The sequence below is a fragment of the Salinicola sp. DM10 genome, assembly GCF_017306975.2.
GTDB lineage: Bacteria > Pseudomonadota > Gammaproteobacteria > Pseudomonadales > Halomonadaceae > Salinicola.
Genome location: NZ_JAFLEN020000007.1, coordinates 80,903 through 100,479 on the forward strand (window position 1 = coordinate 80,903; position 19,577 = coordinate 100,479).

Genomic DNA, 19,577 nt, shown 5'->3' on the forward strand with positions numbered 1-19,577 from the left:
TAGCACATTGTGTGGCGTCTCACGACGCGGCGGTCGCTGCGAACTCAGCTCCCGCTAGTGTCTAGTGTTGGTTAGTCGAGTTTGATCTGCACGTCCACGCCAGCGGCGAGGTCGAGCTTCATCAGCGCGTCGACGGTCTTCTCCGTCGGCTCGACGATGTCGAGAACGCGCTTGTGCGTGCGAATCTCATACTGGTCGCGCGCGTCCTTGTTGACGTGCGGCGAGATCAGGATGGTGTAACGCTCGCGATTGGTCGGCAGCGGGATCGGACCACGCACCTGAGCGCCAGTGCGCTTGGCAGTGTCCACGATCTCCTGGGCCGACTGATCGATCAGGCGATGGTCAAACGCTTTCAGCCGGATGCGAATCTTTTGGTTCTGCATTGACGTTCTGCTCCAATGGATACTGACGGCGCGAGCCGTCGACCCACGCGTTCAAAGGACGCGCATTATAGGGGAGGCCCATTTTGGTGTCAAACACACCCCCTCCCGACAGCGACAGAAAAAGGGGCGCCGGAGCGCCCCTTTTCTATCCGATCAGCGAGACTTACTCGATGATCTTGGCGACCACGCCGGCGCCGACGGTACGACCGCCTTCGCGGATGGCGAAGCGCAGGCCGTCTTCCATGGCGATCGGAGCGATCAGGGTCACGACCATCTGGACGTTGTCGCCCGGCATGACCATCTCGACGCCTTCCGGCAGTTCACAGGTACCGGTCACGTCAGTGGTACGGAAGTAGAACTGCGGACGGTAGCCCTTGAAGAACGGGGTGTGACGACCACCTTCTTCCTTGGACAGCACGTAGACTTCGGCTTCGAACTTGGTGTGCGGGGTGATGGTGCCCGGCTTGGCCAGGACCTGACCACGCTCGACGTCGTCACGCTTGGTACCACGCAGCAGCGCACCGATGTTCTCGCCAGCACGACCTTCGTCGAGCAGCTTGCGGAACATTTCGACACCGGTAACGGTGGTCTTGGTGGTGTCGTGGATACCGACGATCTCGACTTCTTCGCCGGACTTGACCAGACCACGCTCGACACGACCGGTCACGACGGTACCGCGGCCGGAGATCGAGAACACGTCTTCGATCGGCATCAGGAACGGCTGGTCGATGGCACGCTCCGGCTCCGGGATGTAGTCGTCGAGCGACTTGATCAGGTTGGCAACGGCGGTGGTACCCATGCCGTTGTCGTCCTTGCCTTCCAGTGCCATCAGCGCGGAGCCGATGATGATCGGGGTGTCGTCGCCCGGGAAGTCGTACTCGTTGAGGAGTTCACGCACTTCCATCTCGACCAGCTCGAGCAGTTCTTCGTCGTCGACCATGTCGGCCTTGTTCAGGAACACGACGATGTACGGAACGCCGACCTGACGCGACAGCAGGATGTGCTCGCGAGTCTGCGGCATCGGGCCGTCAGCAGCGGAACAGACCAGGATAGCGCCGTCCATCTGGGCAGCACCGGTGATCATGTTCTTGACGTAGTCAGCGTGTCCCGGGCAGTCGACGTGCGCGTAGTGACGCACTTCGGACTGGTACTCGACGTGAGCGGTCGCGATGGTGATACCGCGCTCGCGCTCTTCCGGAGCGTTGTCGATGGTGTCGAACTGACGCCATTCGCCGCCGAAGACTTCAGCGGAAACACGGGTCAGAGCCGCCGTCAGAGTCGTCTTGCCGTGGTCGACGTGACCGATGGTGCCGACGTTGACGTGCGGTTTGGAGCGTTCAAATTTTTCCTTAGCCACTGCTATAACCTCTTTACGTTAGCTAACGGTTAACCGTTCTGATTGATGACGGCATCAACGACGCTGGAGGGCGCCTCTTCGTAATTCGCAAACTCCATGGTGTAGCTTGCGCGTCCCTGGGTCTGAGAACGCAGATCGGTCGCGTAACCGAACATCTCAGCCAACGGAACCGTGGCGCGAATGACTTTGCCGGAGGAGGAGTCATCCATGCCCTGGACAAGGCCACGGCGGCGGTTAAGGTCGCCCATGACGTCACCCATGAAGTCCTCCGGGGTCACGACCTCGACCTTCATCACCGGCTCGAGCAGCACGGCCTTAGCCTTGCGAGCACCTTCCTTGATCGCCATGGATGAGGCGACCTTGAACGCGGTCTCGTTAGAGTCCACGTCGTGGTAGGAGCCGTCGAACAGCGTCACCTTGACGTCGATCATCGGGTAGCCCGCGATGACACCATTCTTGAGCTGCTCGTAGGCCCCTTTCTCGACGGCCGGCACGTACTCTTTGGGTACGACACCGCCGACGATCTCGGACGCGAACTTGAAGTGGACTTCTTCTTCGTCCTCGCCCTTGTCAGCGTCGGTCAGCGGCTCGATACGCAGCCAAACGTGACCGTACTGACCGCGACCACCCGACTGCCGCACGAACTTGCCTTCCTGCTCGACCGACTGACGAATGGTCTCGCGGTAGGCCACCTGCGGCTTGCCGATGTTGGCCTCGACCTTGAACTCGCGACGCATGCGGTCAACGATGATGTCGAGGTGCAGCTCGCCCATCCCGGAGATGATGGTCTGGCCGGTCTCTTCGTCAGTCTGCACGCGGAAGGAGGGATCCTCCTGCGCCAGCTTGCCGAGGGCGACGCCCATCTTCTCCTGGTCTGCCTTGGACTTCGGCTCCACGGCGACCGAGATGACCGGCTCCGGGAACTCCATGCGCTCGAGGATGATCTTGGCATCCAGGTCGCACAGGGTGTCACCGGTGGTCACGTCCTTGAGGCCGATACAGGCGGCGATGTCGCCGGCGTAGACCTCTTTGATCTCTTCGCGCGAGTTGGCGTGCATCTGAACGATACGGCCGACACGCTCTTTCTTCGACTTGACCGAGTTGAAGACGCTGTCACCCGACTTCAGAACGCCCGAGTAGACGCGCATGAAGGTCAGGGTACCGACGAACGGGTCGGTGGCGATCTTGAACGCCAGCGCCGCGAACGGGGCGTTGTCGTCAGCCTCACGCGTAGCGACGGTGCCGTCCTTGTCGTCGAGCTCACCTTCGATCGCCTTGACCTCGGTCGGCGACGGCAGGTATTCGATGACGCCGTCGAGCACGGCCTGAACGCCCTTGTTCTTGAACGCAGAGCCACAGGTCACGAGCACGATCTCGTTGGCGAGCGTGCGCGCACGCAGACCGGCCTTGATCTCATCGATGGACAGGTCGCCCTCTTCGAGGTACTTGTCCATCAGCTCTTCGTTGGCTTCTGCGGCGGCTTCGACCATCTGCTCACGATAGGTCTCGGCGGTCTCCTGCAGATCGGCCGGGATGTCGACCAACTCGTAGTTCATGCCGAAGTTGTCTTCGTCCCACAGGATCGCCTTCATCTGCAGCAGATCGATGACGCCCTTGAACTCTTCCTCGGCACCCCAGTTGATCTGGATCGGCACGACGTTGGCGCCCAGACGATTCTTGAGCTGATCGACGACCATGAAGAAGTCGGCGCCGGCGCGGTCCATCTTGTTGACGAACACCATGCGCGGGACTTCGTACTTGTTGGCCTGACGCCAGACGGTCTCGGTCTGCGGCTGCACGCCGGAGGAGCCACACAGCACGACGACCGCGCCATCGAGAACACGCAGGGAACGCTCGACTTCGATGGTGAAGTCAACGTGTCCCGGGGTGTCGATGATGTTGATGCGGTGCTCGTCGAACTGCTTGTTCATCCCCTGCCAGAAGCAGGTGGTAGCAGCAGAGGTGATCGTGATGCCACGCTCCTGCTCCTGCTCCATCCAGTCCATGACGGCGGCGCCCTCATGAACTTCACCCACCTTGTGGGACAGACCGGTGTAGAACAGGACACGCTCGGTAGTGGTGGTCTTGCCGGCGTCGACGTGGGCAACGATACCGATATTGCGATAACGCTTGAGTGGTGTCTTGCGTGCCACGATGGAAGTCCCCGTTGGTTAGAAGCGGTAGTGAGAGAAGGCCTTGTTGGCATCTGCCATGCGATGCACGTCTTCACGCTTCTTCACGGCAGCACCCTTGCCTTCGGCGGCGTCGAGCATTTCGCCGGCAAGACGTTGAACCATGGTCTTCTCACCGCGGTTGCGTGCGGCGTCCACCAGCCAGCGCATGGCCAGCGCCTGACGACGGGACGGACGCACTTCGACGGGCACCTGATAGGTGGCACCGCCGACACGACGGGATTTGACCTCGACCATCGGCTGGATCGCTTCCAGCGCCTTGTCGAAGATGTCCAGCGGCGCTTCTTTACCACGCTCGGCAACCCTGTCCAGCGCACCGTAAACGATGCGCTCAGCTACGGACTTCTTGCCGCTGATCATCAGATGGTTCATGAACTTGGCCAGGCGCTCACTTCCGAACTTGGGATCGGGAAGGATCTCGCGCTTAGCGGCAACTCTTCTTCTAGGCATGATAAGCCCTCAATTGAAGGGTCGTTCAGGTAAACCCGGCACGCCGAGACGCTGTGATAGCGGCTCCGGCCGACCTTACTCTTATCTGACCGATAAAAATGTTGGGAGACGTCCGGGCATCAAGCCTTGGGACGCTTGGTGCCGTACTTGGAACGGCCCTGCTTACGGTTCTGGACACCGGAGGTGTCAAGGGCACCGCGCACGGTGTGATAACGCACACCCGGCAAGTCCTTGACGCGGCCGCCACGGATCAGGACCACGGAGTGCTCCTGCAGGTTGTGGCCTTCACCGCCGATATAGGAACTGACTTCGAAACCGTTGGTCAGGCGCACGCGGCACACCTTACGCAGAGCCGAGTTCGGCTTCTTGGGCGTGGTGGTGTAGACGCGGGTGCAGACCCCACGGCGTTGCGGGCAGGCCTGCAGCGCCGGCACGTCGCTAGTCTCGACGGGGCGCTTGCGCGGCTTGCGCACGAGCTGGTTGATCGTTGCCATAGTGTTTTAGCTGACTCCAATGGGTTGCCTTGCCTTACATGCGGGCAGGTTGCACCGCCCCACACATAAAGGCTGCGCATTCTAATCAGTTGTCGCGAGAGCCGTCAAGGCCGCCCGCCCCGTATGGGGCGGGCGGCAGGCTGACGACTTAGAGGTCGTCGTCGTCGGCATCGAGCGCGGTGAGCTGGGCACCCAGCTCCTGCTCGACGTCGAACGCCGACGGTTGCAGCGTGCGCTCGGACTCTTCGCGCTTGCGACGCCGCTCTTCGTGGTGGGCGAGACCGGTCCCGGCCGGGATCAGACGACCGACCACCACGTTTTCCTTCAGGCCGCGCAGGTAGTCGCGCTTGCCGGTGACCGCGGCTTCGGTGAGCACGCGGGTGGTCTCCTGGAACGAGGCCGCGGAGATGAACGACTCGGTGGCCAGCGAGGCCTTGGTGATACCCAGCAGCAGACGCTCGTACTTGGCCGGGAACTTCTCCTCCTGCTCGAGGCGCGCGTTCTCTTCCAGCACCCGCACCAGTTCGACCTGGTCACCCGGGATGAAGGAGGAGTCACCGGCGTCGCTGATCTCGACCTTGCGCAGCATCTGACGCACGATCACTTCGATGTGCTTGTCGTTGATGCTCACGCCCTGCAGGCGGTAGACGTCCTGGATCTCGACCGTGATGTACTTGGCCAACTCCGCCACGCCGAGCAGACGCAGGATGTCGTGCGGGTTGCTCGGGCCGTCGGAGATCACCTCGCCCTTCTCGACCGTCTCCCCTTCGAAGACGCCGATCTGACGCCATTTCGGGATCAGCATCTCGAGCGGATCGCCCTCTTTCGGGGTGATCGTCAGGCGCCGCTTGCCCTTGGTCTCCTTGCCGAACGAGATCGTACCGGTGATCTCGGCCAGGATCGAAGGCTCTTTCGGCTTACGCGCCTCGAACAGGTCGGCGACGCGCGGCAGACCCCCGGTGATGTCCTTGTTACCGGACGCCTCCAGCGGGATACGCGCGATGACTTCACCCACGCCGATCTCGGCACCGTTCTCCACCGACACGATGGCACGGCCCGGCAGCAGATACTGCACCGGGGTGTTGGAGCCCGGCAGGGTGACGTGCTTGCCGGCGTCGTCGGCGAGCATGATCATCGGGCGCTTGTCGCGGCCGGAGGCCGGACGGTTGGCGCTCTCGATCACCTCGATCGAGGACAGACCGGTCATCTCGTCGACATTGCGCGTGATGGTCAGGCCTTCGGTCATGTCGGTGAACTGGGCCTTACCCTTGACCTCGGCCACGACCGGGTGGGTGTGCGGATCCCACTTGGCCACGACCCGGCCACCTTCGACGTGGTCGCCGTCCTTGACCGACAGCTCGGCGCCGTAGGGCAGCTTGTAGTACTCGCGCTCGCGGCCGTGGTCGTCGGCGACGGCCAGGGCGCTGGAGCGGGAGACCACCACCAGCTTGCCGTCTTCGCGCTCGACCGACTTGATGTTGTGCAGACGCACGATACCGCCGTGCTTGACCTGCACGCTGTCGACCGCGGAGGCCCGCGATGCCGCCCCACCGATGTGGAACGTACGCATGGTCAGCTGGGTACCCGGCTCACCGATCGACTGGGCGGCGATGACGCCCACCGCTTCGCCGATGTTGACCTGATGCCCGCGGGCCAGGTCACGGCCGTAGCACGAGGAGCAGACGCCGTGCGCGGTCTCACAGGCGATGGCGCTGCGCACTACGATCTCGTCGACACCCATGGTGTCGAGACGCTCGCACCAGGCTTCGTCGAGCAGGGTGCCGCGCGGGATCAGCACGTCGTCGGTCTGCGGATCGATCACGTCCTGGGCGACCACACGGCCGAGTACACGCTGGGCCAGCGAGACGATGACGTCGCCGCCCTCGATCACCGGATGCAGGGTCAGGCCATGCTCGGTGCCGCAATCGTGCTCGGTGATGACCAGATCCTGGGCCACGTCGACCAGACGCCGGGTCAGATAACCGGAGTTGGCGGTCTTGAGTGCCGTATCCGCCAGACCCTTACGCGCACCGTGGGTCGAGATGAAGTACTGGAGTACGTTCAGACCTTCACGGAAGTTGGCGGTGATCGGGGTCTCGATGATCGAGCCGTCCGGCTTGGCCATCAGGCCACGCATCCCCGCCAGCTGACGGATCTGGGCGGCACTACCACGGGCACCGGAGTCGGCCATGATGAAGACGCTGTTGAACGAGTCCTGCTCGACCTGGTTGCCGTCACGGTCGGTGACGGTTTCCTTCGAGATACCCGCCATCATCGCCTTGGCCACCTTGTCGTTGGCCTTGGACCAGATATCGATGACCTTGTTGTACTTCTCGCCCGCGGTCACCAGACCGGAGGAGAACTGGTCTTCGATCTCCTTGACCTCGTCCTCGGCCGCATCGACGATCGCCTTCTTGTCATCGGGGATGACGAAGTCGTTGACGCCGATCGAGGCACCGGACCAGGTCGCCAGACGGAAGCCGGTGTACATCAACTGGTCGGCGAAGATGACCGCGTCCTTGAGGCCGGCACGCCGGTAGACCTCGTTGATCAGGCCGGAGATCGCCTTCTTCTTCATCGGCTTGTCGACCAGCTCGAACGGCATCCCCTTGGGCAGGATGCGGAACAGCAGCGCACGGCCGACGGTGGTCTCCTTGATCGAGACGGTCTCGGTCAGCTCGGTGATCTCGCCATCCTTCTCGTCGGACAGCCACTCGGTCAGGCGAACCTTGACCCGGGCGTGCAGCGACACGTTCTGGGTCGCGAAGGCGCGGTCCAGCTCGTTGAGGTTGGCGAACGCCTTGCCTTCACCCTTGGCGCCGATACGTTCGCGGGTCATGTAGTAGAGACCCAGCACCACGTCCTGCGACGGCACGATGATCGGCTCGCCGTTGGCCGGCGACAGCACGTTGTTGGTCGACATCATCAGCGCGCGCGCTTCGAGCTGGGACTCTAGCGTCAGCGGCACGTGGACGGCCATCTGGTCACCGTCGAAGTCGGCGTTGTAGGCGGCACACACCAGCGGGTGCAGCTGGATCGCCTTGCCTTCGATCAGCAGCGGCTCGAACGCCTGGATACCCAGACGGTGCAGCGTCGGCGCACGGTTGAGCAGGACCGGGTGCTCGCGGATGACGTCAGCGAGGATGTCCCACACTTCCGGCAGCTCACGCTCGACCATCTTCTTGGCGGCCTTGATCGTGGACGCCTGCCCGCTGCCCTGCAGCTTGGAGTAGATGAACGGCTTGAACAGCTCCAGCGCCATCTTCTTGGGCAGACCGCACTGGTGCAGACGCAGGGTCGGACCCACGGTGATGACCGAACGGCCGGAGTAGTCGACGCGCTTGCCCAGCAGGTTCTGACGGAAACGCCCCTGCTTGCCCTTGATCATGTCGGCCAGGGATTTCAGCGGGCGCTTGTTGGAACCGGTGATGGCACGACCACGACGACCGTTGTCGAGCAGCGCATCCACCGACTCCTGCAGCATGCGCTTCTCGTTGCGCACGATGATGTCCGGCGCATTGAGGTCGAGCAGCCGCTTGAGGCGGTTGTTGCGGTTGATCACACGACGGTAGAGGTCGTTGAGATCGGAGGTGGCGAAGCGGCCACCGTCCAGCGGCACCAGCGGACGCAGGTCCGGCGGCAGCACCGGTAGCACTTCCATGACCATCCACGCCGGCGCGTTGCCGGACTTGTAGAAGGCTTCCAGCAGCTTGAGGCGCTTGGAGAGCTTCTTGATCTTGGTCTCGGAGTTGGTCTGCGGAATCTCCTCACGCAGACGCTCGATCTCCTCTTCCAGATCGATGTCCTTGAGCAGCGCCTGGATCGCCTCGGCGCCCATGCGCGCGTCGAAGTCGTCACCGAACTCTTCCAGTGCTTCGAAGTACTGCTCGTCGTTGAGCAGCTGGCCGCGCTCGAGGGTGGTCATGCCCGGGTCGATCACCACGAACGACTCGAAGTAGAGCACGCGCTCGATGTCACGCAGGGTCATGTCGAGGAACATGCCGATGCGCGACGGCAGCGACTTCAGAAACCAGATGTGAGCGACCGGCGAGGCCAGCTCGATGTGGCCCATGCGCTCGCGGCGCACCGCGGCCTTGGTCACTTCGACGCCGCACTTCTCGCAGATGATGCCGCGATGCTTCATGCGCTTGTACTTGCCGCACAAGCACTCGTAATCCTTGACCGGCCCGAAGATCTTGGCGCAGAACAGACCGTCACGCTCAGGCTTGAACGTACGGTAGTTGATGGTCTCCGGCTTCTTGACCTCGCCGTAAGACCAGGAGCGAATCATCTCCGGCGACGCGAGCGTGATCTTGATCGCGTCGAACTCGTCAGATTGCGCCTGTGACTTTAGGACTTTCACCAAATCTTTCATGGGATCGCTCCGTTGCGGAGTTGTCATGAGCGGGGCCGCGACTCTCTCGCCGGCCCCGCAACCCGTCGCTATCGATCGACTGTGCCGGTCTTAACTTTCCAATTCGATGTCGATACCCAGCGAGCGGATCTCCTTCACCAGCACGTTGAAGGATTCCGGCATACCGGCCTGCATGGTGTGGTCGCCATCCACGATGCTCTTGTACATCTTGGTACGACCCTCGACGTCATCCGACTTGACGGTGAGCATCTCCTGCAGGGTGTAGGCGGCACCGTAGGCCTCGAGTGCCCACACCTCCATCTCACCGAAGCGCTGACCGCCGAACTGCGCCTTGCCGCCCAGCGGCTGCTGGGTGACCAGCGAGTAGGAGCCGGTGGAACGCGCGTGCATCTTGTCGTCGACCAGGTGGTTGAGCTTGAGCATGTACATGTAGCCCACGGTCACCGGACGGTCGAAGGACTCACCGGTACGCCCGTCGTAGAGCGTCATCTGACCGGAGTCCGGCAGATCGGCGAGACGCAGCAGATGCTTGATCTCGTGCTCCTTGGCACCGTCGAACACCGGGGTGGCGATGGGCACGCCGCCGCGCAGGTTCTTGGCCAGGGTGATGATCTCCTCGTCGTTCAACGAGTCGATATCTTCCTGCCGCGTCTCCTGGGTGTTGTAGACCTGCTTGAGGAACTCGCGGATCTCGCCCACCTGCTGCTCGCGGGCGTCACGCAGCATGCGCTCGATCTTGACCCCGAGGCCACGCGCGGCCATACCCAGGTGGGTCTCGAGAATCTGACCCACGTTCATGCGCGAGGGTACGCCCAGAGGATTGAGCACCACGTCGACCGGCTCGCCGTTGTCGTCGAACGGCATATCCTCGATCGGCATGATCGCGGAGATGACACCCTTGTTACCGTGACGACCGGCCATCTTGTCGCCCGGCTGGATGCGACGCTTGACCGCCAGGTAGACCTTGACGATCTTGAGCACGCCCGGGGCCAGATCGTCACCCTGGGTTAGCTTGCGCTTCTTGTCTTCGAAACGCTCGTCCATCTCCTTGCGACGGTTCTCGAGCTGTTCGTCGGCCTGGGCGAGGAGCTCGTTGAGCGCTTCGTCCTGCAGACGCAGCTTGAACCACTGCTGACGCGGCAGCTCGTCGAGGTAGTCGGTGCTGAGGACGTCGCCCTTCTTCAGCTTGGGCCCACCGTTGACCGCCTGACCGTCGAGGGTACGCTTGAGACGCTCGAAGGTGGCGTCCTCGGCGATACGGTAGGTCTCCTGCAGGTCACGCCGCACTTCGTCGAGCTGCATCTGCTCGATGGAGAGGGCACGGGAGTCCTTCTCGACGCCATCGCGGGTGAACACCTGAACGTCGATGACGGTACCGCGCATGCCGGTCGGCGCGCGCAGCGAGGTGTCCTTCACGTCGGACGCCTTCTCACCGAAGATCGCGCGCAGCAGCTTCTCTTCCGGCGTCAGCTGGGTTTCGCCCTTGGGCGTCACCTTGCCGACCAGGATGTCGCCGGCGCCGACTTCGGCACCGATGTAGACCACACCCGCTTCGTCCAGCTTGGCCAGCGCCGACTCACCGACGTTGGGGATGTCCGAGGTGATCTCCTCGGCGCCCAGCTTGGTGTCGCGGGAGACGCAGGTCAGTTCCTGGATGTGGATGGTGGTGAAGCGATCGTCTTCGACCACGCGCTCGGAGACGAGGATGGAATCCTCGAAGTTGTAGCCGTTCCACGGCATGAACGCGAGACGCATGTTCTGCCCCAGGGCCAGGTCACCCATGTCGACGGACGGACCGTCGGCGAGGATGTCGCCGCGCGCGACGATGTCGCCCGGACGCACGATCGGGCGCTGGTTCTGGCAGGTGTTCTGGTTCGAACGCACATACTTGGTCAGGTTGTAGATGTCGACCCCGGCTTCACCGCCGATGATCTCGTCTTCGTTGATCCGGACCACGATACGCTTGGCATCCACCGAGTCGATCACGCCGCCGCGACGGGCCACGGCGCAGACGCCGGAGTCGCGCGCCACGAAGCGCTCCATTCCGGTACCCACCAGCGGCTTGTCGGCGCGCAGGGTCGGCACCGCCTGACGCTGCATGTTCGCCCCCATCAGGGCGCGGTTGGCGTCATCGTGCTCGAGGAACGGGATCAGCGCCGCCGCCACGGAGACGACCTGACGCGGCGACACATCCATCAGGGTCACCTTGTCCGGTGCCATGAAGGTGGTCTCGCCCTTGTGACGCACCTGGACCAGGTCGTCGATCAGCTTGCCCGACTCGTCCACGGTCGCCGAGGCCTGGGCGATGATGAAATCACCCTCCTCGATCGCCGACAGGTGCACCACCTCGTCGGTGACCTGGCTGTCCACGACCTTGCGGTACGGCGTCTCGAGGAAGCCGTAGCTGTTGGTCTTGGAGTAGGTCGCCAGCGAGTTGATCAGACCGATGTTCGGACCTTCCGGGGTCTCGATCGGACACAGGCGGCCGTAGTGCGTGGCGTGAACGTCACGCACCTCGAAGCCGGCACGCTCACGGGTCAGACCGCCCGGGCCGAGTGCGGAGACACGGCGCTTGTGGGTGACCTCGGAGAGCGGGTTGTTCTGGTCCATGAACTGGGACAGCTGCGAGGAGCCGAAGAACTCCTTGACCGCGGCCGCCACCGGCTTGGCATTGATCAGGTCCTGCGGCATCAGGCCTTCGCTCTCCGCCATGGAGAGGCGCTCCTTGACCGCACGCTCGACGCGCACCAGGCCGACGCGGAACTGGTTCTCCGCCATCTCGCCGACGCAGCGGATGCGGCGGTTGCCCAGGTGGTCGATATCGTCGACTTCGCCGAAGCCGTTACGAATGTTGATCAGCTCTTTGAGGACATCGAGGATGTCCTGGTTGTCGAGCACGCCGGAGCCGGTGTCGGACTCGCGACGCAGACGACGGTTGAACTTCATCCGGCCGACGCCCGACAGGTCGTAACGGTCTTCGGTGAAGAACAGGTTGTGGAACAGCGTCTCCGCTGCTTCCTTGGTCGGCGGCTCGCCCGGACGCATCATGCGGTAGATCTCGACCAGCGACTCGAGGGCCGAGCGCGTGGTGTCGATCTTGAGCGTATCGGAGATGAACGAACCGGCGTCCAGATCGTTGGTGTAGAGCGTCTCGAGCTGCGTCACGCCGCCCTGCCCCAGCTTCTCGACCAGCTCGGGGGTCAGTTCGGTGTTGCACTCGCAGATCAGCTCGCCGGTCTTGGCGTCGATCTGATCCTTGGCCAGCGTCTTGCCGAACAGGTAGTCCATCGGCACCTGCAGGCGCTCGAGCCCGGCACTCTCCATCTGACGGATGTGCTTCTGGGTGATGCGACGGCCTTCCTCGACGATGACGTTGCCATCGTTGTCCTTGATGTCGAAGGTCGCGGTGTCACCGCGCAGGCGCGACGGCACCAGTTCCACATAGATGCCATCCGGCTCGATGTGGAAGGTGCTGGTATCGAAGAAGGTCTCGAGGATCTCCTCGGCGCTCATGCCCAGCGCGCGCAGCAGCACGGTCGCCGGCAACTTGCGGCGACGGTCGATACGCACGAAGACGTTGTCCTTCGGGTCGAACTCGAAATCCAGCCAGGAGCCGCGGTAAGGAATGATGCGCGCGGAATAAAGCAGCTTCCCGGAGGAGTGGCTCTTGCCCTTGTCGTGATCGAAGAACACGCCCGGCGAGCGGTGGAGCTGGGAGACGATGACGCGCTCGGTACCGTTGACGACGAAGGTCCCGTTCTCGGTCATCAGGGGGATCTCCCCCATGTAGACTTCCTGCTCCTTGATGTCCTTGATGGCCTTGTTCGAGGACTCTTTGTCGTAGATGATCAGGCGAACCTTGACCCGCAGCGGTGCCGAATAGGTCACGCCGCGCAGCTGGCACTCCTTGACGTCGAACGCCGGGGTGCCGAAGCGGTAGCTTACGTACTCGAGCGCCGCGTTGCCCGAGAAGCTCTCGATCGGAAAGACGGACTGGAAGGCCGCGTGGAGACCGGTGTCGAGACGCTCTTCCGGCGCCCGGTCCTGCTGGAGGAAGTCGTAATAGGAATCAAGCTGGATGGCCAGCAGGTAGGGCACATCCATTACTTGAGGCAGTTTGCCGAAATCCTTGCGGATGCGTTTTTTCTCAGTGTATGAGTAAGCCATCTGTATTCCCCAGCTTGTTCACCATGGGTGACCGGTGCGTGGTCGGCGCTCCCCAACGGGGGTGACCCCGTTAGGCGCTGACGGCAAGCTGCCCGGAGGGAGCTCGCCGTCGGAATTCGTCTAGTGGCTTTAACCCTGATTCGGGGGGATCCCAAGCCAGGTGGTCTAACGCCAGGCTAGCAACAACAGAAAAAGGCCGGCAGCGGGGAGGCCCGCCACCAGCCGTGGCGCTTACGCAGCGCGTGGAGCCGTGAACACAGAGTTACTTGAGCTCCACGGAGGCGCCAGCTTCTTCCAGCTTCTTCTTGGCTTCTTCGGCGTCGTCCTTGGACAGGCCTTCTTTCAGGGTAGCCGGAGCACCGTCGACGGCGCCTTTGGCTTCCTTCAGACCCAGACCGGTGATTTCGCGGACGACCTTGATGACGTTGACTTTCTTGTCACCGGCAGCGGTCAGAACCAGCGCGAACTCGGTCTGCTCTTCTTCAGCAGCGGCATCACCGCCACCAGGACCAGCGACGACGGCTGCAGCGGCAGACACGCCGAACTTCTCTTCCATTGCAGAGACCAGTTCCGCAACTTCCATCACGGACATTTCAGCAACGGCGTTGATGATGTCTTCTTGAGTCAGTGCCATGTTACCTATTCCTAACTTTGCGGAGCGGCGGCCATGTGGCCTGCCCACTCGATGAGATTCAGTTCAACCTGGCGCAGGCGAATCGGGAGAAGTGTCGGCTCAGGCCGCCTCTTCTTCCTTCTTCGCGCGCAGGGCTGCGAGGGTACGAACCAGCTTGCCGGCAGAAGCTTCCTTCATGACGGACATCAGCTTGGCCAGTGCTTCCTCGTAAGTCGGCAGCGTTGCCAGACGGTCGATATCGGCCGCCGGGATCATCTCGCCTTCGTAGGCCAGCGCTTTGACTTCGAACTCCTTCTGCGTCTTGCCGAACTCCTTGAACAGCCGCGCGGCAGCGCCGGGGTGCTCGTAGGAGAAGGCCAGAAGCGTCGGACCTGCGAAAGTCTCGTTCAGGCACTCCCAGGAAGTGCCTGCCAAAGCGCGGCGTGCCAGGGTGTTGCGGACAACACGAATCTGGACGCCATTCTCGCGAGCCTGTTTGCGCAGATCGGTCATTGCGCTAACGGTCACACCGCGAGAATCGGCAACTACGACGGAAAGAGCGTCCTTAGCGGCTTCACTGACCTCGGCAACAATCGCTTTCTTGCCTTCGAGTGCTAGTGGCACAGTGGTTACTCCTTCGTGCCGGGGCGACGATGTCGCGACCCGGTGGTTACCATCTCTTCCGCTTCGACTGCGGCGGAAGTCTTGGATGATGGCTGCACACCTGATTCGGCGAGCCACACCATCTGCGCAGGTTTCCATCCGGCAATGCCGGGTGCGGACATTAAGTCGGCCGCTGGCCGACACCTGCGGTCTTTGACGGTGCCCCGCCCCTTTCCGCCTCTCGCGAGACGGCGCACGGGGACCGCAAAGTTACTGCTCGGTGATCGATCACACGTAAGCGCTGTGATCGACGGTCAGACCCGGCCCCATGGTGCTGGAGAGGGTCAGTTTCTTGAGGTAGATACCCTTGGAGGTGCTCGGCTTCAGACGCTTGAGGTCGTTGACCAGCGCTTCCAGGTTGCCCTTGAGCGCGTCGGCGGAGAAGTCGACCTTACCGATAGAGGCATGGATGATGCCGTTCTTGTCGGTACGGAAACGCACCTGACCCGCCTTGGCGTTCTTGACCGCGGTGGCGACGTCCGGCGTCACGGTGCCGACCTTGGGGTTCGGCATCAGGCCGCGCGGACCGAGGATCTGGCCCAGCTGGCCGACCACACGCATGGCGTCGGGAGCGGCGATGACGACGTCGAAGTTCAGGTTGCCCTTCTTCACGTCCTCGGCCAGATCGTCCATGCCGACGATATCGGCACCGGCTTCCTTGGCGGCGTCAGCGGCGTTGCCCTGGGCGAACACGGCAACGCGCACGTCACGACCGGTACCGTTGGGCAGCACGGTGGCGCCACGCACGACCTGGTCGGATTTACGCGGATCGACGCCCAGATTGATGGCGACTTCCACCGCTTCCTTGAACTTGACGGTCGACAGATCGGACAGCAGGGAGACGGCTTCCTCGAGGGAGTAGACCTTGCCCGGCTCGACCTTCTCGCGAATCATCTGTGCGCGCTTGGAAAGCTTTGCCATGATCAGAGGCCCTCCACGTTGAGGCCCATGCTACGGGCGCTGCCAGCAATGGTACGAACGGCGGCGTCGAGATCGGCAGCCGTCAGATCCGGCTCCTTGGTCTTGGCGATCTCTTCGAGCTGCTCGCGGGTCACGGTGCCGACCTTGGTCTTGTTCGGCACGCCAGAACCGGATTTGATGCCTGCGGCTTTCTTCAGCAGCACGGCAGCCGGCGGCGTCTTGGTGACGAAGGTGAAGCTACGGTCGGAGTAGACCGTGATCACGACCGGCGTCGGCAGGCCCGGCTCGACATCCTGGGTCGCAGCGTTGAACGCCTTGCAGAACTCCATGATGTTGACACCGTGCTGACCCAGCGCGGGACCGACGGGCGGACTCGGGTTGGCCTTGCCAGCTGCGACCTGCAGCTTGATATAGGCCTGGACTTTCTTAGCCATGTGGAACTCCTGTTGGGTATTAGCGCCTTGCGGCTCCCCGGTTTGGCCGGCGCGTCACCGGCAACGACAACGCGACGCTTGAATAGCGCCGCGATGAAAAAACATGTCGACCCAGCCTTCGGCTCAGTCTTTGACCACCTGCACGAACTCGAGCTCGACCGGCGTGGAGCGACCGAAGATCAGCACGCTGACCTGCAGACGGCTCTTCTCGTAATTGACCTCTTCGACCACACCGTTGAAGTCGGCGAACGGGCCATCGACCACACGTACGGTCTCGCCTGGCTCGAACAGCGTCTTGGGGCGCGGCTTGTCGGTGCCGTCCTGCACCCGACGCAGGATCGCCTCGGCTTCCTTCGGCGTGATCGGCGCCGGCTTCTCCGGCGTACCGCCGATGAAGCCCATGACGCGCGGCGTCTCGTTGACCAGGTGCCAGGTCTGCTCGTTCATTTCCATCTCGACCAGCACATAGCCGGGATAGAACTTGCGCTCACTCTTGCGGCGCTTGCCGTCGCGCATCTCGACGACCTCTTCGGTCGGCACCAGGATCTCGCCGAACTGATCCTCGACCTCATACAGCTTCACGCGCTCGATGAGCGAGCGCATGACCTGCTTCTCGAACCCGGAATAAGCGTGAACGACGTACCAACGCTTGGACATGAAAACTCCTAGCCAATGATTCCGGACATCGCCCAGCCGAGGACGGTATCGATGAGCCACAGCAGCAGACCGACCACGAGCACTGCAGCGAGGACGATCAGGGTCGTCTGCACGGTTTCCTGACGGGTCGGCCAGACCACGCGCTGAATCTCGCGCTTGGAGCCCTTGGCCAGATCCATCAGCGCCTGCCCCTTGGCGGTGGTGAGCCCCACGGCAGCGGCGGCAGCACACAGAACAACGACGCCCAGGACACGATAGAGCAGCGCTTGATCGGCGAACCAGGCATTGCCGCCCACCGCGATGGCAAGCAGCAGCACGACAACGGCCCACTTGAGCGTGTCGTAGCGGGAGACTTGCACCTCGGCGTTGTGCTTCATGAAAACTCCTCAACTCAAGGCGCGATAACCGAACATGACAAGGTATCAAATATGAGCCAGCCTGGGGAAGACTGGCAGGCCAGGAGGGAATCGAACCCCCAACCTGCGGTTTTGGAGACCGCTGCTCTGCCAATTGAGCTACTGGCCTGTATCAAAATATCCGAGAAGCACCCGGAAATTTGGAGGGCGCTATGATAGCGAAGAGAGGAGGGCAAAAGCAACCCCTGGGATCTTTTTCTCTCGCCACCAAAAAAGCGAGCCTTCAGCTCGCCTTTCACAGCGTTCGACATCGAGCAATGGAGCTCATGGACGGATTTGAACCGTCGACCTCACCCTTACCAAGGGTGTGCTCTACCCCTGAGCTACATGAGCACTACACCACCACAACCTCGAACTGGAGCGGGTAGCGGGAATCGAACCCGCACCATCAGCTTGGAAGGCTGAGGTTCTACCATTGAACTATACCCGCCTACCCGCTCTAACTCCGATTTGCCGAAGCAGACCGGTTTACTACCACTTCTTGCTGCCAACAACTCAGCGGCACTGCTAAATCTGGTGGAGGGGGAAGGATTCGAACCTTCGAAGCTTTCGCGGCAGATTTACAGTCTGCTCCCTTTGGCCACTCGGGAACCCCTCCTAGCTGGCGACACATTCTAACCTGTCGCTGATCGATGTCAAGCCTCTGTTTTTACTCGACTAACAGAGCCGAAACCCGATCACCTTGTCTCCAAGGCGGGGCGCATTGTGTCAAAGCGATGGGGCGATTGCAAGCGCGGAACGCATTTTTTGTCAGCGCCCGGGGCGAATACTGATCTCGCCCCCCATCAGCGTGTGATCCCCCTCCGCCGTGGTCACGACCAGATTGCCGCTGGCGTCCACTGCCTTGGCCGTTGCGGGATACGTCTCCCGCGCCTGGATCACCTTGATCGGCTGACCGGCAAAGGCATGGCGCTGATTCCAGCCCGCCTGCCAGGCCGCGAAGCCGCGCTGCTCGAACTGCGGCAACAGCAGCAGTAGCGCATCGATGATGGCGGCAGCGAGACGATTGCGCGAAGGCGCCGGCAGCCTGTCGGCCAGCGCACCGGCGGGCTGACCGGCGGCCTCGCGCCCGGCGGCGCTCAGCGATACGTTGAGGCCGATGCCGATCACCACCTCGCACGGCCCCTCCACGTCGCCGGTCACCTCGAGCAGAATGCCGGCGAGCTTGCGCCACTCTCCGTCGACCGCAATCAGGATGTCGTTGGGCCACTTCAGCGCGATCTCCGCCCCTGCCGCCTCGAGCACCTCTGCCACGGCCACACCGACCGCCAGGCTCAACCCCTCGAGCGCCCCCACCCCGGCATCGAAACGCCAGCCCAGGGAGAGAATCAGGCTACGCCCCCAACTGGTACTCCACGCCTTGCCACGCCGTCCCCGCCCCGCCGTCTGACTCTCGGCGAGACACACCTCGCCGTGCCCGGCGCCCTGCCGAAAGCGCTCGCGCAGGTAAGTATTGGTGGAGTCGAGCACGTCCTCGACGAACAGTCGCTTGAGATGACGCCGCGGCTCGGCGCTCAGCTGCGCCACGATCGACTTGCCATCTAGCGACTCGATGGCATCGACCAGCCGGTAGCCACGCCCCTTGACCGCCTCCAGGGGCAGGTCCATCGCCTCCAGCTTCTTCAGCTGCTTCCAGACCGCGGTGCGCGAGACGCCCAAGCGCTCGCCCAGCTGCTGCCCCGAGTGGAAATCACCATCCCCCAGCAGGCGTATCAGTTCACCGATGCTCATACCGATCGTCCAGCGTAAAAGAGAGCATTCTAACGAAATCGCTCGGCCACCGTTAACGGGCCTTGCTGCCGCAGTCTGCCCACCGCCACCCGCCCTACCGCTCCCTTGCACACAAAAAGCCCCGGCGCGGGGGCGGGCCGGGGAAGTGGAGGTGTAGGGCATGGCGCTGGCGTGTGTGGGTATTTTGCGAGAAGCGCCTCTCGAGAGAGGCACGAGCGCGACTCGTGCCGGGGCTCAGCGGTCCTCAGTCGAGGCTGGCGAAGCTCACCTCGACGTCGCCTTGGTGGGCAGCGTTGACGTTCTGCAGCGCCTGGGCGGCAGCTACACTCTGCCCTTGGCCGACCAGGTCGGCGTCACCGGCACGCAGATGGGTGCCGCGCTGGGTCTGTTCGGCGACCTGCACCAGGGCCTGATTGGCCGCGGTGCTGTGACCACCGCTGACCGTATCGACGCTGTAGCGGGTCGGCAGCGCCTGGTAGTCGCTGACCACTTGGGTGTTCAGCGGCTGTTGCAGCGAGGCGAAGGCGGCTTTCTCGGCAGCGCTATTGGCCTGGGCTACGGCCGGCAGAGCGACGATCAGGGCGATGGCGGTAAGAAGACGGGTTTTCATGGTGAACCTCCAATGACTGTCGGGTCTATCGATTCGAGGGTTGGGTCTTGGCCTCAACCGTTGATGACAGTATGGGGGCGCCACTGTTAGCGGGCTAATCGAATACGCTGAAGG

At 62.6% G+C, this 19,577-nt stretch carries 15 protein-coding genes and 4 tRNA genes; all 19 read right to left on the bottom strand.

Translation table 11 applies throughout. The features are described from left to right. Positions 1-71 precede the first annotated feature (71 nt). Complete coding sequence (gene rpsJ, locus J0A90_RS17800; protein ID WP_035470365.1) at positions 72-383, bottom strand: 30S ribosomal protein S10; 312 nt, start codon at positions 381-383, stop codon at positions 72-74. 163 nt (positions 384-546) lie between these two features. Next, positions 547-1,740, bottom strand: coding sequence for an elongation factor Tu (tuf, locus tag J0A90_RS17805; protein WP_035470363.1), 1,194 nt, complete (start codon positions 1,738-1,740; stop codon positions 547-549). A 29-nt stretch (positions 1,741-1,769) separates the two neighbouring features. Next, the gene (fusA, locus tag J0A90_RS17810; protein WP_207037158.1) at positions 1,770-3,893 is read right to left on the bottom strand and encodes an elongation factor G; all 2,124 of its coding nucleotides are present in this window, start codon (positions 3,891-3,893) and stop codon (positions 1,770-1,772) included. Between the two features lie 18 nt (positions 3,894-3,911). After that, entirely contained in the window at positions 3,912-4,382 is a 471-nt protein-coding gene (rpsG, locus tag J0A90_RS17815) for a 30S ribosomal protein S7 (protein ID WP_035470359.1), read from the bottom strand. Positions 4,383-4,501: 119 nt separating this feature from the next. After that, a complete protein-coding gene (gene rpsL, locus J0A90_RS17820; protein ID WP_035470357.1) occupies positions 4,502-4,876 on the bottom strand; it encodes a 30S ribosomal protein S12 in 375 nt (124 codons plus the stop codon). A gap of 148 nt (positions 4,877-5,024) precedes the next feature. Continuing rightward, positions 5,025-9,251, bottom strand: a complete 4,227-nt coding sequence (rpoC, locus tag J0A90_RS17825; protein WP_035470355.1) for a DNA-directed RNA polymerase subunit beta' — start codon at positions 9,249-9,251, stop codon at positions 5,025-5,027. Positions 9,252-9,341: 90 nt separating this feature from the next. After that, positions 9,342-13,418 carry a DNA-directed RNA polymerase subunit beta gene (gene rpoB, locus J0A90_RS17830; protein WP_207037157.1) on the bottom strand — a complete coding sequence of 1,359 codons (4,077 nt, stop codon included), beginning with the start codon at positions 13,416-13,418 and terminating at the stop codon, positions 9,342-9,344. A 262-nt stretch (positions 13,419-13,680) separates the two neighbouring features. Continuing rightward, the gene (rplL, locus tag J0A90_RS17835) at positions 13,681-14,052 is read right to left on the bottom strand and encodes a 50S ribosomal protein L7/L12 (protein ID WP_035470351.1); all 372 of its coding nucleotides are present in this window, start codon (positions 14,050-14,052) and stop codon (positions 13,681-13,683) included. Between the two features lie 99 nt (positions 14,053-14,151). Further along, a complete protein-coding gene (gene rplJ, locus J0A90_RS17840) occupies positions 14,152-14,655 on the bottom strand; it encodes a 50S ribosomal protein L10 (RefSeq protein WP_035470349.1) in 504 nt (167 codons plus the stop codon). Between the two features lie 267 nt (positions 14,656-14,922). Further along, complete coding sequence (rplA, locus tag J0A90_RS17845) at positions 14,923-15,615, bottom strand: 50S ribosomal protein L1 (protein WP_035470347.1); 693 nt, start codon at positions 15,613-15,615, stop codon at positions 14,923-14,925. Positions 15,616-15,617: 2 nt separating this feature from the next. Beyond that, positions 15,618-16,049 (bottom strand): 50S ribosomal protein L11, encoded by a 432-nt coding sequence (rplK, locus tag J0A90_RS17850; protein WP_035470345.1) that lies wholly within the window; start codon positions 16,047-16,049, stop codon positions 15,618-15,620. Between the two features lie 123 nt (positions 16,050-16,172). Next, positions 16,173-16,706 (bottom strand): transcription termination/antitermination protein NusG, encoded by a 534-nt coding sequence (gene nusG / locus J0A90_RS17855; RefSeq protein WP_035470343.1) that lies wholly within the window; start codon positions 16,704-16,706, stop codon positions 16,173-16,175. Between the two features lie 8 nt (positions 16,707-16,714). Next, entirely contained in the window at positions 16,715-17,083 is a 369-nt protein-coding gene (gene secE, locus J0A90_RS17860; RefSeq protein ID WP_035470342.1) for a preprotein translocase subunit SecE, read from the bottom strand. 72 nt (positions 17,084-17,155) lie between these two features. Further along, positions 17,156-17,231: transfer RNA gene (locus J0A90_RS17865), tRNA-Trp, on the bottom strand. 149 nt (positions 17,232-17,380) lie between these two features. Continuing rightward, a tRNA-Thr gene (locus J0A90_RS17870) sits at positions 17,381-17,455 on the bottom strand. A gap of 23 nt (positions 17,456-17,478) precedes the next feature. Then, positions 17,479-17,552, bottom strand: a tRNA-Gly gene (locus J0A90_RS17875). 84 nt (positions 17,553-17,636) lie between these two features. Continuing rightward, positions 17,637-17,720, bottom strand: a tRNA-Tyr gene (locus tag J0A90_RS17880). Between the two features lie 152 nt (positions 17,721-17,872). Beyond that, the gene (locus tag J0A90_RS17885; protein WP_207037156.1) at positions 17,873-18,853 is read right to left on the bottom strand and encodes a biotin--[acetyl-CoA-carboxylase] ligase; all 981 of its coding nucleotides are present in this window, start codon (positions 18,851-18,853) and stop codon (positions 17,873-17,875) included. Between the two features lie 244 nt (positions 18,854-19,097). Next, positions 19,098-19,463, bottom strand: coding sequence for a hypothetical protein (locus J0A90_RS17890; protein WP_233076904.1), 366 nt, complete (start codon positions 19,461-19,463; stop codon positions 19,098-19,100). Positions 19,464-19,577: the final 114 nt, after the last annotated feature.

Bases quoted from the DNA above. Each gene is read 5' to 3' on its own strand.
- rpsJ (WP_035470365.1), bottom strand. From the start codon at position 383: ATGCAGAACCAAAAGATTCGCATCCGGCTGAAAGCGTTTGACCATCGC.
- rplA (WP_035470347.1), bottom strand. From the start codon at position 15,615: ATGGCAAAGCTTTCCAAGCGCGCACAGATGATTCGCGAGAAGGTCGAG.
- J0A90_RS17885 (WP_207037156.1), bottom strand. From the start codon at position 18,853: ATGAGCATCGGTGAACTGATACGCCTGCTGGGGGATGGTGATTTCCAC.
- rpsG (WP_035470359.1), bottom strand. From the start codon at position 4,382: ATGCCTAGAAGAAGAGTTGCCGCTAAGCGCGAGATCCTTCCCGATCCC.
- rpoB (WP_207037157.1), bottom strand. From the start codon at position 13,418: ATGGCTTACTCATACACTGAGAAAAAACGCATCCGCAAGGATTTCGGC.
- rplK (WP_035470345.1), bottom strand. From the start codon at position 16,049: ATGGCTAAGAAAGTCCAGGCCTATATCAAGCTGCAGGTCGCAGCTGGC.
- rpoC (WP_035470355.1), bottom strand. From the start codon at position 9,251: ATGAAAGATTTGGTGAAAGTCCTAAAGTCACAGGCGCAATCTGACGAG.
- nusG (WP_035470343.1), bottom strand. From the start codon at position 16,706: ATGTCCAAGCGTTGGTACGTCGTTCACGCTTATTCCGGGTTCGAGAAG.
- J0A90_RS17890 (WP_233076904.1), bottom strand. From the start codon at position 19,463: ATGAAAACCCGTCTTCTTACCGCCATCGCCCTGATCGTCGCTCTGCCG.
- secE (WP_035470342.1), bottom strand. From the start codon at position 17,083: ATGAAGCACAACGCCGAGGTGCAAGTCTCCCGCTACGACACGCTCAAG.
- rpsL (WP_035470357.1), bottom strand. From the start codon at position 4,876: ATGGCAACGATCAACCAGCTCGTGCGCAAGCCGCGCAAGCGCCCCGTC.
- rplL (WP_035470351.1), bottom strand. From the start codon at position 14,052: ATGGCACTGACTCAAGAAGACATCATCAACGCCGTTGCTGAAATGTCC.